The following is a 13230-nucleotide window of genomic DNA, read 5'->3' as shown; positions in this document are numbered from 1 at the left end:
CTACACGGCTTGAATGATGCCCTCTATGCTGCAGAACATTCCTACTCATGTGATTGCCGGGCCCCTGGGCGCCGGCAAGACCAGCCTGATCAAACACCTGCTCGCCCAACGCCCGGCCAACGAGCGCTGGGCGGTGTTGATCAACGAATTCGGGCAGATCGGTCTGGATGCGGCCTTGCTGACCCAGGCTGACGACGGCATTGCCCTGGGCGAAGTGGCGGGTGGCTGCTTGTGCTGTGTGAATGGTGCGCCGTTCCAGGTCGGACTGGGCCGCTTGCTGCGTAAGGCCAAGCCTGACCGCCTGTTTATCGAGCCTTCGGGGCTCGGGCACCCGGCGCAGGTGCTCAAGCAATTGCGCGAGGCGCCATGGCAGGATGTGCTCGCGGTTCAGCCCTGCGTGCTGGTGCTGGATGCGCAAGCCCTGGCGGCGGGCAAACCATTGCCGGAGGCGCAGCGCGAAGCACTCGCCAGCGCCGGCCTGTTGGTCCTGAACAAGGATGAGACGTTGGACGCCGCACAGCGCGAGGCGATCGAACGGCAGTTAGTCGAGGTTCCGTTTTACTGGACGCGTCAGGCGCAATTGCCACTGCAGCTTTTGCCAGGCCTGAACGCACAGGCTGCAGCGGCTGTGGATAACTTCGTGGCGCCCAAGGGGGTGGCGCAAATGCCGGCGGTGTGGAGCGATCCTGCGTTGCCGATCTGCTTGAGCCAGGCCCAGGAGGGCGGCTGGAGCATCGGTTGGCGCTGGCATCCAAGCCAGTCATTCGATCACCAGCGTCTGGCGCAATGGCTGACACGCTGGGATTGGCGCCGCGCCAAACTGGTTATCCACAGCACCGACGGCTGGATCTCCGGCAACGCTGTGGATAACAGCCCACTCGTCTGGCAACCCAGCGAATGGCGGCGTGATTCGCGTATCGAACTGATTTTCAGCGCGCCACAGGACGTGGCCGCGCTACAGCAGGCGCTGGCCGCCTGCCGTCATTGACGGTGCTTGGCGTGGTCCTGGCGCCACTGGCTGAGTTCGATCACGTCGGCGCTGGGTAGCGGCGTCTTGATTTCGAACGGGTAGGGCGCCAGTTCGATCTGCGCGCTGTGGGCGCCGAACTGGGTGATGGTCCCGGGGTGGCGGGTTTCGCCGGTCACGGTGAATTCGAAATTGTAGATGCGCGCCAGGCGTCGCCGTCCTTTGGCATCCTTCACAAAACCGATGCGCTTCAAGGCCACGGCACCGTCGAGCAACTCGATATCGAGCTTGGCGCAATGCTGCTTGACCCGCTCCAACGCGCGCTCGCGCAGGCCGTGGTTGTGCCATACCCAGGCGGCGCCGGTCGCCAGCAGCATCAACACGAAGATGTTTCCCAGGGTCAGCATGCGAAAAAAACTCCAACGAAGTGAGAGCAGCTTAACTGTGTCGTCGGCCTGTCGTACAGGCTGTGTTTGGTCGCATACTGCGCGACCAGAATTTCAATGGTTTTACGGAAATCCCCTGCATGAAACGCACACCTCATCTGCTTGCGATCCAGTCTCATGTGGTCTTTGGCCACGCCGGAAACAGCGCCGCCGTGTTCCCCATGCAGCGGGTCGGGGTGAACGTGTGGCCGCTCAACACGGTGCAATTCTCCAACCACACCCAGTATGGCCAGTGGACGGGCGAAGTGTTAGCGCCGCAGCAGATTCCAGCGCTGGTGGAGGGTATTGCGGCCATCGGTGAATTGGGCAACTGCGACGCCATACTCTCCGGCTACCTCGGCAGCGCGGCCCAGGGCCGGGCGATCCTCACCGGCGTGGCGCGGATCAAGGCGATCAACCCCAAGGCCCTGTACCTGTGCGACCCGGTGATGGGCCACCCGGAAAAGGGCTGCATCGTGCCGCAGGAAGTCAGTGATTTTCTGTTGGACGAAGCCGCTGCCATGGCCGACTTCCTGTGCCCCAACCAGCTGGAACTGGACAGCTTTTCCGGGCGCAAGCCGCAATCGCTGTTCGACTGCCTGGGCATGGCCAAAGCCCTGCTGGCACGCGGGCCCAAGGCCGTGCTGGTCAAGCACCTGGATTACCCCGGCAAATTGCCGGAAGGCTTTGAGATGCTGCTGGTGACAGCCGAAGGCAGCTGGCACCTGCGCCGGCCGCTGCTGGCGTTTCCCCGCCAGCCGGTGGGCGTGGGCGACCTGACCTCGGGGTTGTTCCTGGCGCGGGTATTGTTGGGCGACAGCCTGGTGGCCGCTTTCGAGTTCACCGCGGCGGCGGTGCATGAAGTGCTGTTGGAAACCCAGGCCTGCGCCAGTTATGAACTGGAGCTGGTGCGTGCCCAGGATCGCATCGCCCATCCTCGCGTGCGTTTCGAGGCCACGCCGATCGGCCTGTAAGGACACAAAACCCAATGTGGGAGGGGGCAAAGCCCCTCCCACATTTTGCTTGGGTATACAGCTCGGGGCTTACAGCGCGTCGGCTTTGATTTCCTGGTAGCGCTTTTCCAACTCCTGGCGGATCTGCCGGCGTTGCTGCGCCTGCGCAAACCGGCGGCGGTCTTCGCTGTTGTGCGGTTGCAGTTGCGGCACGGCGGCGGGTTTGCGCTGGTCGTCCACGGCGACCATGGTGAAGAAGCAACTGTTGGTATGGCGCACAGAGCGCTCGCGGATGTTTTCGGTCACCACCTTGATGCCCACCTCCATCGAGGTGTGGCCGGTGTAGTTGACCGATGCGAGGAAGGTCACCAACTCGCCGACGTGGATCGGTTCACGAAAAATCACTTGGTCCACCGACAAGGTCACGACATAACGCCCGGCATAACGGCTCGCGCAGGCGTAGGCCACTTCGTCGAGGTACTTGAGCAGGGTGCCGCCATGGACATTGCCTGAGAAGTTGGCCATATCAGGGGTCATCAGTACCGTCATCGACAGCTGGGCGTTTCCGGGTTCCATAGCACACTCACGGGTTAGGCATTGGTGGGGAGGCACCTCTGTGGATGCTCGAGTCATTGCAGCGCCATCTCTTACGGGACGCCGGTAGGCGGCTTGCCGTCACGCCTGCAGCGATCTGTTTCCATATATTGCACCGGCTTTTCGGCGGAAGTCGCGGTGTTAACCTTCAAAAGCCTTTCTAAGGGCATTTCTTACGATCAAGGCAGACTTTTCCTTCCGCTCTTTACGAAGTTTCAAAGGTGCGGTGGACGTGGGAAAAGCGCCAGTACCCTCAAGGAGCCCCTCGCCATGCACGCCATCAGCTTTATCCAGGATCTGGCCGTGATCATGTTGGTGGCTGGGGTCGTGACTATCCTGTTTCATCGCCTCAAGCAGCCGGTGGTGCTCGGTTACATCGTCGCCGGGTTCATCATCGGCCCCCACACGCCGCCGTTCGGCCTGATCCACGATGAAGACACCATCAAGACCCTCGCCGAACTGGGGGTGATCTTCCTGATGTTCTGCCTGGGCCTGGAGTTCAGCCTGCGCAAGCTGTTCAAGGTGGGAGCCACGGCGTTTATCGCGGCCTTCCTGGAAATCGTGCTGATGATCTGGATCGGCTACGAGATCGGCCGCTGGTTCGACTGGAACACCATGGACTCGCTGTTCCTCGGCGCGATCCTGGCGATCTCCTCGACCACCATCATCGTCAAGGCGCTCAACGACCTGAAGATGAAAGACCAGCGCTTCGCCCAACTGATTTTCGGCGTGCTGATCGTCGAGGACATCCTCGGCATCGGCATCATCGCCTTGCTGTCGAGCATCGCCGTCAGTGGCACGGTCAGCTCCGGTGAAGTGTTTTCCACGGTCGGCAAGCTCTCGCTGTTCATGATCGTCGCGCTAGTCATCGGGATTTTGCTGGTGCCACGCTTGCTGGCCTACGTGGCCAGGTTCGACAGCAATGAAATGCTGCTGATCACCGTGCTGGGCCTGTGTTTCGGTTTTTGCCTGCTGGTGGTCAAGCTGGAATACAGCATGGTGCTGGGGGCGTTCCTGATCGGCGCGATCATGGCCGAATCCCGTCAGTTGATTAAGATCGAGCGCCTGATCGAGCCGGTTCGCGACATGTTCAGCGCAATCTTCTTTGTCGCCATTGGCTTGATGATCGACCCGCAGATCCTGCTGCAATATGCCTGGCCGATTGCCGTGATCAGCGTGGCCGTGGTGCTGGGCAAGATGTTGTCCTGCGGCATGGGCGCATTTATCGCCGGCAATGACGGCCGCACCTCGTTGCGCGTTGGGATGGGTCTGTCACAAATTGGTGAGTTTTCCTTCATCATCGCGGCGCTCGGCATGACCTTGCAGGTGACCAGTGACTTCCTCTACCCGGTGGCGGTCGCGGTGTCGGCGATCACCACATTGCTCACCCCGTACCTGATTCGCGGCGCCGACCCATTGTCGCTGAAGATTGCCGCCGTGATGCCCAAGCGCATGAGCCGGGTATTTGGCCTCTATGGCGAATGGCTGCGCAGCATTCAGCCCCACGGCGAGGGGGCGCTGCTGGCGTCGATGATCCGCAAAATCGTGCTGCAAGTGGGGGTGAACCTGGCGCTGGTGGTGGCGATCTTCTTTACCGGCAGTTATTTCGCGCTGCGTATCGGCGGGTATCTGGAGGGCTGGATCAGTGATCCAAGCTGGCAGAAGGCGTTGATCTGGGGCGCGGCGTTGCTGTTGTCGCTGCCGTTCCTGATTGCGGCGTACCGCAAGCTCAAGGCGCTGTCGATGCTGCTGGCGGAGATGAGCGTCAAGCCGGAAATGGCCGGGCGGCATACCCAGCGCGTGCGTCGGGTGATCGCCGAGGTGATCCCGATTTTGTCGTTGCTGGTGATCTTCCTGCTATTGGCGGCGTTGTCGGCGAGTATTCTGCCGACCAACAAGTTGCTGGTGCTGATCGCCGTGGTCGCGGCGGCGGTGGCGGCCGTGCTCTGGCGGTGGTTCATCCGCGTGCATACGCGGATGCAGGTCGCTTTGCTGGAGACTCTGGATAACCACAAGGATACGCCGGAACACTGAGGAGGCTGGGCCGCCCCGCGCGCGAGCCGCAGGTGTCAGCTTTCCAGCCAGACGTCCCGTGCCCAGTGCCACACCGACTCCCAGGTTTCTTCGGTGACGAGTTCTTCTTCGCCGCACCACAGTACGACGGTGCCGTCTTCTTCGACGCAGTAGTAGTCGTCGCCGTCCTGGCAGATCGGGATCATGCTGCGGTCAACACCGGCATCCCAGGCGTTGGCCGCCACATCCGGCAGGTAGGTGTGGGACTGCGGGTCGGTGACGGTCACCGGTTCCAGGCTGCCGTACACCACGTCGCTGACGGTTAGCAGGAATTCGCGGAAGACAAACGGGATGTCGATGAACAGCTGTTCCTCGATTTCCACCAGTTGGTCTTCATCAGGCAGTTCCAGAGGAACCGGAACCGGTTCGTTGGCTTCACGCAATTGTTCGATGACTTCTTCCACGGCCGGGATCCTCTTGCTAGATGGCGCGGTTTACAGGGGCGTTTTATACAGTAGCTCGCTATAAGTGCAACCGTGAAATAGAAAACCCCGGAACATGTCCGGGGTTTTGCTTACGGCTTGTTCAAGCGTGTGGCTATCAGCCGTTCTGGCGGATACCGGCGACCAGCCAAGGCTGGTTGTCGCCTTGGGCGCGTTCCATGTTCCAGCTTTCGCTGAACACTTCGCCCTGGTCGAAACGCGAGGTCTTCGACACACCGCTGAACGTCAGGGTGGCGATGGTCTTGTCGGCGCGATCGTCCACACCTTCGAGCTGCACGCGCAGGTCGTCGATGTAGGTCGACTGGAAGCCGTCGCCCAGGTCGGCGCGTTCGCGCTTGAGGAACTCGAGCAGTTGCGGGGTCACGAACTCGGAGATTTTATCCATTTCGTTGGCGTCCCAGTGCTGCTGCAGGGACTGGAAGTGGCTGCGGGCCGCTTCGACGAAACGCTCTTCGTTGAACCAGGCTGGCGCATTGATCACCGGGCGGGCAGCAGCAGGCGCGGCCGAACCACCGAAGATCGAACCCATGGCTGGCTTCTGCTCGAACACTTCACGCTGCATCGGCGCGCCGGCTGGAGCCATGTGCTCCTGCTGCTTGCGACGACGGGCGGCGATGAAGCGGAAGATCAGGAAGGCGATGACCGCCATGATCAGGATGTCGAAGATCTGCATGCCCTGGAAGCCGCCGCCCATGAACATGGATGCGAGCAGGCCACCGGCGGCGATACCGGCCAGAGGGCCCAACCAGCGCGAAGCACCGCCGGCCTTGGCGGCTGCGCCAGCGGCACCGGCCGCGCCGGCAGTGGCGGCAGCACCGCCGACGCCGGCGGACGGAGCCATTTGGCTGGTCTGGTGAGTCGGTGCCGAGCCTATGCTTTTGCCGCCACCGAAGCGTTTGGCGTTGGCATCGAGGCTCATCGTCAGGCCAATGCACAGCGCCATGGCGATGCTAAGAAAACGTTTCATAAAGGGAATTCCCATTTGTGGATTGCACGCGCGCCATGTTGCACAGGTGTCGTGACAGTGGCTAGCGACATAATGTTTCGGGCTTTTGCGTAAGACAGAATCCGAAGGGTCTGTAGGACTAGTTACAGATATTGGCCCGCACGCATCAAAAACAAGGGTGGACGCGAAACCTTCATGCTGAACCGTCCTTCTGTCTGTAGGAGCGAGCTTGCTCGCGAAGATCGCCAACGATAACGCGGGCATCCTGGATGAGACGCGTTGTCTGAGGGTTTTTCGCGAGCAAGCTCGCTCCTACAGGGGGAAGGGGTCAGCGTGTCAGACCGCTTCGAGCTTCGCGTAACCCATCATCAGCCACTTGCTGCCCTCGGCGAAGTTCACCTGCACCCGTGCCTGGGCGCCGGCGCCTTCGAAGTTGAGGATCACCCCTTCGCCGAAGATCGCATGCTTGACCTGCTGGCCAAGGCTGAACGGGGTTTCCGGGATCTCGGAACCGGCAAACAGGCTACTGGAGTTCTGCTGCTGGCCGCCGCCGAACGGGCGACTGACGCTGTTGGACAGGCGCACTTCCTGGATCAGCCCCTTGGGCACTTCCCGCACGAAGCGCGACACCTTGTTGTAGGTCTCGCTGCCATACAAGCGACGGGTCTCGGCGTAGGTCATCACCAGGTTCTGCATCGCCCGGGTAATGCCCACATAGGCCAGGCGGCGTTCTTCCTCAAGGCGGCCGGGCTCTTCCAGGCTCATCTTGTGGGGGAACAGGCCTTCTTCCATGCCCACCAGGAACACATACGGGAACTCCAGGCCCTTGGCGCTGTGCAAGGTCATCAGCTGGATGCTGTCTTCATGTTCATCGGCCTGGGTATCACCGGCTTCCAGCGACGCATGGCCGAGGAACGCGGCGAGTGGGGTCAGTTCTTCATCGGCCTCGGTGTTTTCAAACGCGCGGGCGGCGCTGACCAGTTCCTCAAGGTTTTCCACCCGGGCCTGGCCTTTCTCGCCTTTTTCCGCTTCGTGATAGGCAATCAGCCCGGACTGCTCGATCACGGTCTGGGTCATCAAATGCAGGGGCATGTCCGCGCACTTGGCCGCCAGGTTCTCGATCAGTTCGACAAACACACCCAACGCCCCGGCAGCACGGCCGGTCAGGCCTTTATTGGCGATCAGCAAGCGCATGGCTTCCCACATCGACACATCGGCGTGGCGCGCATGGTCGCGAATCGCTTCAACGGTTTTTTCGCCGATGCCGCGGGCCGGGATATTGATCACCCGCTCCAGCGCCGCGTCGTTGCCGCGACCTTCCAGCAAGCGCAGGTAGGCCATGGCGTTCTTGATTTCGGCGCGCTCGAAGAAACGCTGGCCGCCGTAAATACGGTACGGGATGCGCTCGCGCAGCAAGGCTTCTTCCAGCACCCGCGATTGGGCGTTGGAGCGGTACAGAATCGCGATGTCGCTGCGCGCCAGGCCGGTTTTCAACGCGCTTTCGATGGTTTCCACCACGTAGCGCGCTTCGTCGTGCTCGTTGAACGCCGCGTACAGGTTGATCGCTTCGCCTTCGCCGCCGTCGGTCCACAGCTCTTTGCCCAGGCGCCCGGTGTTATTGGCGATCAAGGCGTTGGCGGCCTTGAGGATCCCGGCGGTGGAGCGGTAGTTCTGCTCCAGGCGGATGGTGACCGCGTCCGGGAAGTCTTCGGAATACTGGTAGATGTTCTCGATTTTCGCGCCGCGCCAGCCGTAGATCGACTGGTCGTCGTCGCCCACCACCATCAGGCTGTCGCCGCCCTTGGCCAGCAGGCGCAACCAGGCGTACTGCACGGCGTTGGTGTCCTGGAACTCGTCGACCAGGATGTGCCGGAAGCGTTTCTGGTAATGGGCCAGCAGGCCGGGGTTATCGCGCCACAGGTCGAGGGCGCGCAGCAGCAGCTCGGAGAAGTCGATCACGCCGGCGCGCACGCAGGCCGCTTCGTAGGCTTCATAAATGCTGCGCATGGTGGCCAGGAACAAATCGCCGCTGGCCTGGATATGTTGCGGGCGCAGGCCTTCGTCTTTCTGGCCGTTGATGAACCATTGGGCCTGGCGCGCCGGCCAACGCTGTTCGTCGAGGCCCAGCTCGCGGATCACGCGCTTGACCAGGCGTTGCTGGTCATCGCTGTCGAGGATCTGGAAGGTCTGGGCCAGGCCCGCCTCCTGCCAATGCGCCCGCAGCAGGCGGTGCGCCAGGCCGTGGAAGGTGCCCACCCACATGCCGGCCGGGCTGATGCCCATCAACTGCTCGATGCGGTGGCGCATCTCGGCAGCGGCCTTGTTGGTGAAGGTCACCGACAGGATCGAATGCGGGGACGCGTTCTCGACCTGGATCAACCAGGCGATACGGTGTACCAGCACTCGGGTTTTACCGGAGCCAGCACCGGCCAGGACCAACTGACGGCCAACGGGGGCCGCTACGGCCTGGCGTTGGGCATCGTTGAGGGAATTCAGCAAAAGGGAGAGATCATCGCGCATCGGCGCATTCTATGGCCCGCGGGGGAGTGGGGCAAATCCCATTGGCGGATGGCCGACGGAAAACCTGCGGCGCGTGCCGGGGCGAGCACGCGTTCCGGCGGGGCTGATGACTGGTTGGTCATGGGCCACAGGCCGCGGCGCGTCTCGCTCAAGCCGTCTGGCCCCGAGATTTGCGCGGCACGCCACGCTGGTTTTTATGACGCGCAGCAGTTTGGCCCGAGCGCTTGCTTGTGTATGCTCCGTCGACGTTTCGGGCTCACCATTATAAGAACACTGCCTATGACCCTCAGCACCGACCTGTTTAGCCCCATGGCGGCGCCCGCGCAGGTTATCCGAAAACACTACGCTACCGAGATGGCGGTCGAACGCACGCGCCTGCTCTACCAGGGTTCGCTGCTGCCGACCTTATTGATGCTGGTCAACGGCCTGGTCTGCGCCTGGTTGATCTGGAACCCCAAACATTACCTGCTCGACAGCATCTGGCTGGTCTGGCTGCTGGCGCTGGTCGCGCTGCGCGTGATCCAGGTGGCCGCCTTTGACTCGGCGATGCCCAGCCGCCAGGCCCAACCGATCTGGCGGCGCATGTTCATGCTCGGCTCGGCGGTCAGCGGCCTGACCCTGGCCATCGCCGCCATCGCCCTGGTGCCGGCAGACAGCTTTACGCAGCAAGCCTGGGTGTTCGGCCTGATCGGCGCGGCGACGTTGTCCGCCAGCGTTGCCTATGCGGTGAGCCTGCCGGCGTTCCTGTCATTCGCGCTGCCGTGCCTGGTGCCGGCCATTGTCTATCTCTTCTGGAACGGCGCCGCGCAGCAACAGGGTTGGGGTGTACTCGGCCTGATCCTGCTGGCGTCCTTGAGTGTGGTGGCGTGGCAGGTCAACCGCCTGATCCAGCACGGGCTGTTGCGGCGTTTTCAGAACCAGGCGCTGATCGAGCATCTGCAACAGGCACAGCAGCGCAGTGAACAGTTGAATCAGGAACTGGTGCGCGAAGTCGAGCAACGCCGCCAGGTCGAGCAGGAACTGCGCGAAGCGCAAATCGGCCTGCAGGACCGCGTGGCGCAACGCAGCCAGGAGCTGGACGCCGCCAGCCTGGCCCTGAATAAAAGCGAAGCGCGCCTGGCGATGGCTTTGCAAGCCAGCGAACTGGGCCTGTGGGACTGGAATCTGCAAACCGACGAAGTCCACCACACCCAGCTCAAGGAACTGTTCGGCCTGGAGCCCGAGTTCGTCACGGCGATGCTCAGCCACCTCAAGCCGCGCCTGCACCCCGACGACTTGCCGCTGCTCAAGCGTGCCCTGGTGGAGCATCTCAAGGGCCGCAGCGAGGACTATCTGGTGGAATACCGGGTGCGCCATGGCGATGGCCACTGGGTGTGGATCGAAGACCGCGGCCGCGCCGTGGAGCGTGCGCCCAGCGGTCGCGTGACGCGCATGCTCGGCACGCGTCGTGACATCAGCGCAAGCAAGGCGCTGGAGGAACAGCAACGCCTGGCCTCGACCGTATTCGAAGCGGCCAGCGAAGGCATTGTGATCCTCGACCCGGACTACGCGCTGCTCGCCGTCAACCAGGCCTTCAGTCGCGTCACCGGCTTTGATATCGACGACATGCTCGGGCGCAATGTGGTGGAGTTGCCGTGCAGCCGCGACGCCCGGCGGCACTTTCCGCTGATCCGCCAGGCGCTGCTCAGTCACGGTACCTGGCAGGGCGAGCTGGTGGAAACGCGTAAGAACGGCGAACTGTACCCGCAGTGGCTGCAACTGAACGTGGTACGCGATATTCGAGGAAACGTCAGCCATATCGTAGGCTTCTTCGCCGATCTCTCGGCGCGGCGCGAATCCGAGGAGCGCATGCGCTACCTCACGCACTATGACGAGTTGACCGGCCTGGCCAACCGCTCGCTGTTTCGCGAGCGGCTGCGCGAAGCGCATCAGCGGGTGCGCCAGGGCGGGCGCAGCCTGGCGTTGCTGCATATCAACCTGGACCGTTTCAAGTTGCTCAACGACAGCCTGGGCCATGACGTCGCCGACCAATTGCTGCAAAAAATGGCGCGACGTTTGATCAATGCCCTGCCCGAGGCCGACACCATCGCGCGTTTGTCCGGAGATGAGTTCGCCGTGCTTTTCGATGCCTACGGCAACCTCTCAAGCCTGGCGCGGGTGGCCACGCGCCTGCTGGCCAAGTTGCGCGTGCCGGTGACGGTGGAAGGGCATGAGTTGGTGGTCAGCGCCTCGATGGGCGTCAGCCTGCTTCCGGATAATGCGCGGGAAATTTCGGCGTTGGTCAGCCAGGCGAACATGGCCATGCAACACGCCAAACACCTGGGCGGGAATAATTTCCAGTTCTACACCGACAGCCTGCAAGCCAGCACCCTGGAGCGTTTGCAACTGGAAAACCAGCTGCGCAAGGCCATCGACGAGCGCCAGCTGTCGGTGTTCTACCAACCGAAATTGTGCCTGGCCAGCGGCAAACTGAACGCTGCCGAGGCGTTGATTCGTTGGGAGCATCCGCAGTGGGGCACGGTGCCGCCAAGCGACTTCATCGGCCTGGCCGAAGAAACCGGCCTGATCGTACCGTTGGGCGAATTCGTCCTGCGCCAGGCCTGCTGGCAGGCTTGTGAGTGGCAGCGTCAGGGGCTGGCGCCGATACGCGTGTCGGTGAACCTGTCGGTGCATCAACTGCGTCAAGGCAAGCTGGTCAGCCTGGTACGCCAGGTGCTGGAAGAAACCGGCCTGGACCCGCAATACCTGGAGCTGGAGCTGACCGAAAGCCAACTGCTCGACAGTGTCGAGCACATCATCGCCACCTTCCAGCAACTGCGCGACCTGGGGGTGAAGTTGGCCATCGACGATTTTGGCACCGGCTATTCGTCTCTCAGTTACCTCAAGCGCATTCCCGTGGACTACGTGAAGATCGACCAGACCTTCATCCGCGGCCTCGGCCAGGGGCGGGAAGACGCGGCCATTACCCGTGCGATCATCGCCATGGCCCACGGTTTGGCGCTCAAGGTGGTGGCCGAAGGTGTGGAAGATCAGCAGCAGCTGGATTTCCTGCGCCGGGAGCGTTGCGATGAGGTGCAGGGCTACTTGATCAGCCGGCCGATGAAGGCCGAAGGGCTGGCAGATTTGTTACGGAAGAATGCGGATTTTTCCTAGAGACGTGCCTTCAGCCTTTGTGGCTACAACTTGGCTGCCCTTAGATTCAAAGGGCAGCAGGGCGATTTAGTGATGCATCGGACGGGCAAAACGGCAATTCTTGTAGTATAACTACAAGCTTGCTACATCCCTGGCGTCTGCCAATAACAAGAGTCCTGTCCTTTGAACCTGTTGCAACATATCGCCCAGTCGCGCCACCTGTTACGCAAATCGGAACTCAAGGTTGCCGACCACGTGCTGCTTGACCCTGCGGCCGTAATGCACAGTTCCATGGCCGACCTGGCCCACAGCGTGGGCATCAGTGAGCCGACCATCGTGCGCTTCTGCCGTGCCATCGGTTGTTCCGGCTTCCAGGACCTGAAACTCAAGCTGGCCCAAAGCCTGGCCGCCGGCGCGAGCTTCGGGCAGTTTGCGATTCACGAAGACGATTCCGTCGCCGACTACAGCCTCAAGATCTTCGACACCACGCTGCACACCCTGATGGAAGTGCGCGAGAAGCTCGACCCGGTGGCGCTGCAAAAGGCCGTGACGGCAATGTCCCAGGCCCAGCGTGTCGAGTTCTACGGGTTTGGCGCGTCGGGTGCGGTGGCGGCCGATGCCCAGCACAAATTCTTCAGACTGCTGCTTACGGCGGCGGCCTACAGCGACCCGCACATGCAGGCGATGTCGGCCGTGACGTTGAAGCCGACCGACGTGGCCATCTGTATTTCCCAGTCCGGCCGCTCCAAGGACTTGCTGATCACCGCCAACCTGGTGCGTGAAAGCGGCGCCACGCTGATCACTCTGTGCCCGAGCCAGACGCCGTTGGCGGAACTGTCCACGGTCAACCTGGCGATCGATGTCCACGAAGACACCGAAATCTACACCCCGTTGACCTCGCGCATCGCCCACCTGGTGGTGATCGACGTGCTGGCGATGGGCGTGGCCATGGCGCGCGGGCCGAGCCTGGTCAACCACCTCAAGAGCGTCAAGCGCAGCCTGCGCAGCCTTCGTCTGTCGCCCAAGTCCGTCAAAGCCCTCGACGACTGAGCGCGATACAGCGATCCAAATGTGGGAGGGGGCTTGCTCCCGATAGCGGTGGTTCAGTCGCATATGCATCGACTGACACTCTGCTATCGGGAGCAAGCCCCCTCCCACATGTGCATGTCTCACCTGT

General features: G+C 62.1%; 10 protein-coding genes. 5 read left to right on the top strand and 5 right to left on the bottom strand.

From position 1 onward, the window contains the following. Positions 1-25: 25 nt before the first annotated feature. Complete coding sequence (locus MOQ67_RS00640) at positions 26-988, top strand: CobW family GTP-binding protein (protein ID WP_126589100.1); 963 nt, start codon at positions 26-28, stop codon at positions 986-988. Here MOQ67_RS00640 and MOQ67_RS00635 read toward each other — a convergent pair. Beyond that, positions 982-1374, bottom strand: a complete 393-nt coding sequence (locus MOQ67_RS00635; protein ID WP_017850040.1) for a DUF3301 domain-containing protein — start codon at positions 1372-1374, stop codon at positions 982-984. The genes MOQ67_RS00640 and MOQ67_RS00635 overlap by 7 nt on opposite strands. A 119-nt stretch (positions 1375-1493) precedes the next feature. On the opposite strand from MOQ67_RS00635, the gene pdxY reads away from it, so the two are divergent. Continuing rightward, positions 1494-2366: a pyridoxal kinase PdxY gene (gene pdxY, locus MOQ67_RS00630; RefSeq protein WP_017850039.1), complete on the top strand. Its 873-nt coding sequence runs from the start codon at positions 1494-1496 to the stop codon at positions 2364-2366. 69 nt (positions 2367-2435) lie between these two features. Here pdxY and MOQ67_RS00625 read toward each other — a convergent pair whose 3' ends face one another. Next, a complete protein-coding gene (locus MOQ67_RS00625; RefSeq protein ID WP_017850038.1) occupies positions 2436-2921 on the bottom strand; it encodes an acyl-CoA thioesterase in 486 nt (161 codons plus the stop codon). A 288-nt stretch (positions 2922-3209) separates the two neighbouring features. Between MOQ67_RS00625 and MOQ67_RS00620 the strand changes: the two genes are divergently transcribed. Beyond that, on the top strand, positions 3210-4973 hold the full coding sequence (locus MOQ67_RS00620) for a cation:proton antiporter (RefSeq protein WP_017850037.1): 1764 nt from the start codon (positions 3210-3212) through the stop codon (positions 4971-4973). Positions 4974-5008: 35 nt separating this feature from the next. On the opposite strand, the gene MOQ67_RS00615 is transcribed toward MOQ67_RS00620, so the two are convergent. The 3 genes from MOQ67_RS00615 to uvrD all read right to left on the bottom strand — a co-directional run bounded on the left by MOQ67_RS00615 (position 5009) and on the right by uvrD (position 8921). Next, positions 5009-5416 carry an SMI1/KNR4 family protein gene (locus MOQ67_RS00615; protein WP_017850036.1) on the bottom strand — a complete coding sequence of 136 codons (408 nt, stop codon included), beginning with the start codon at positions 5414-5416 and terminating at the stop codon, positions 5009-5011. Between the two features lie 136 nt (positions 5417-5552). Further along, the gene (locus MOQ67_RS00610) at positions 5553-6422 is read right to left on the bottom strand and encodes a Tim44 domain-containing protein (RefSeq protein WP_017850035.1); all 870 of its coding nucleotides are present in this window, start codon (positions 6420-6422) and stop codon (positions 5553-5555) included. A 315-nt stretch (positions 6423-6737) separates the two neighbouring features. Beyond that, entirely contained in the window at positions 6738-8921 is a 2184-nt protein-coding gene (gene uvrD / locus MOQ67_RS00605) for a DNA helicase II (RefSeq protein ID WP_017850034.1), read from the bottom strand. 279 nt (positions 8922-9200) lie between these two features. On the opposite strand from uvrD, the gene MOQ67_RS00600 reads away from it, so the two are divergent. Both MOQ67_RS00600 and hexR read left to right on the top strand, forming a co-directional pair. Next, complete coding sequence (locus tag MOQ67_RS00600) at positions 9201-12074, top strand: EAL domain-containing protein (protein WP_017850033.1); 2874 nt, start codon at positions 9201-9203, stop codon at positions 12072-12074. Between the two features lie 162 nt (positions 12075-12236). Next, entirely contained in the window at positions 12237-13103 is an 867-nt protein-coding gene (gene hexR, locus MOQ67_RS00595; RefSeq protein WP_017850032.1) for a transcriptional regulator HexR, read from the top strand. The last annotated feature ends 127 nt before the right edge of the window (positions 13104-13230 follow it).

It is taken from the genome of Pseudomonas sp. LY-1 (assembly GCF_053502595.1).
The sequence above is the reverse complement of the archived record's forward strand: the minus strand, read 5'-3'. Positions and strand labels throughout refer to the sequence as shown.